Origin of the sequence: Xenorhabdus sp. PB62.4 (assembly GCF_014467285.1) — a bacterium.
GTDB lineage: Bacteria > Pseudomonadota > Gammaproteobacteria > Enterobacterales > Enterobacteriaceae > Xenorhabdus.
The window spans coordinates 1-875 of sequence record NZ_NKHR01000096.1; the positions used below are offsets into that span (position 1 = coordinate 1).

The 875-nt window shown below is 53.0% G+C and carries 1 pseudogene; it reads right to left on the reverse strand.

Features of this window, described 5'->3' with window-relative positions:
- Positions 1–875, reverse strand: a pseudogene (locus Xenpb_RS19360) (RHS repeat protein); the annotation flags it as partial.

The window sequence follows — 875 nt, forward strand, 5'->3', positions numbered from 1 at the left end:
GGCGTTTCTTCGATAAGCTGGTCACCGCTCCACAAATAATTATGGCCTATAATAGCACTGGGCTTAACACTGAGATCCGGTTTGCCATCCAGCCAGCGCTGTAAATTGGCTGCGGCCAGTTTTCCATCGTGCACTTTCAGCTTGCGGATACGCCGCCCAAACGCATCGTATCGATAGTGCCAGCGTGAGCCGTCCGGCGTTTCACACTGCGTCAACTGATTCAGCACATCCCAGCGGTAGCGCCACACTTGTGGCCGGAAACCGTCACGCTGCTCAGTTTTTTCAATAAGCCGCCCGTTGGTGTCATAACGGTAGCGAATATTGCCGTGCTGTATCACCCGTCCCGCTTTTTGGCGTTGCGTGATTTGTGTGATTGCGCCTTGCGCATCTGTTGGGATATGCTGGCTTAAGTTGCCATTGGCATCATAACTGAACTGCTCTTCATACGGGCGTGTCCCCTGATACCGGGTCTGTATTATCTGACCGTTAGTATTGTAACGGTAACGGGTTTGTCCCCAGCGGCCATCATCAATCACCTGGAGGTTGTACGCCCGGTCATATTGCCAGCTACGGTTAACCACCGTGGCCTGTGGCGGAAAATGGGGATCGTTTTGTTGCAGAGTTTCCCGGAACAGGGGGGTTGCCCGTCCGGCTGACTGATGAGACAGCAAACCCGATGCGGTATAGCGGCTGGCAAGGATAAAGCCGTGGGCACTTTCCCGCACCATTTCTTGTCCCAATGGGTCATGCTGTAAAGACAACGGGCTGTGTTGGTTAAACTGGAAATGGTTTAACCAGCCCATCCGGTTATAACCAAAATGCAACGTATCTTCGCCCAGTGTTTCTGCGACAGGCAAGTCGTTGAGGTCATCCCA